We start from the raw sequence: 780 nt of genomic DNA on the forward strand, positions 1-780 counted from the left end.
TGGAGCCGTCCTTGAAATACCACCCTTTAATGGCTGGTGTTCTAACGTAGACCCGTAATCCGGGTTGCGGACAGTGTCTGGTGGGTAGTTTGACTGGGGCGGTCTCCTCCCAAAGAGTAACGGAGGAGCACGAAGGTTAGCTAATCCTGGTCGGACATCAGGAGGTTAGTGCAATGGCATAAGCTAGCTTGACTGCGAGAGTGACGGCTCGAGCAGGTGCGAAAGCAGGTCATAGTGATCCGGTGGTTCTGAATGGAAGGGCCATCGCTCAACGGATAAAAGGTACTCCGGGGATAACAGGCTGATACCGCCCAAGAGTTCATATCGACGGCGGTGTTTGGCACCTCGATGTCGGCTCATCACATCCTGGGGCTGAAGTAGGTCCCAAGGGTATGGCTGTTCGCCATTTAAAGTGGTACGCGAGCTGGGTTTAGAACGTCGTGAGACAGTTCGGTCCCTATCTGCCGTGGGCGCTGGAGAATTGAGGGGGGCTGCTCCTAGTACGAGAGGACCGGAGTGGACGCATCACTGGTGTTCGGGTTGTCATGCCAATGGCACTGCCCGGTAGCTAAATGCGGAAAAGATAAGTGCTGAAAGCATCTAAGCACGAAACTTGCCCCGAGATGAGTTCTCCCTGAGACTTTAAGTCTCCTGAAGGAACGTTGAAGACGACGACGTTGATAGGTCGGGTGTGTAAGCGCAGCGATGCGTTGAGCTAACCGATACTAATGAACCGTGAGGCTTAACCTTACAACGCCGAAGATGTTTTGGCGAAGAGAC

General features: G+C 53.6%; 1 rRNA gene. It reads left to right on the forward strand.

Annotation, left to right across the window (positions count from 1 at the left end):
- Positions 1-750, forward strand: a 23S ribosomal RNA gene (locus ACHH0Z_RS25605); the annotation flags it as partial.
- Positions 751-780: the final 30 nt, after the last annotated feature.

This window comes from Enterobacter cloacae complex sp. 2024EL-00227 (genome assembly GCF_043945315.1).
Taxonomy (GTDB): domain Bacteria; phylum Pseudomonadota; class Gammaproteobacteria; order Enterobacterales; family Enterobacteriaceae; genus Enterobacter; species Enterobacter roggenkampii.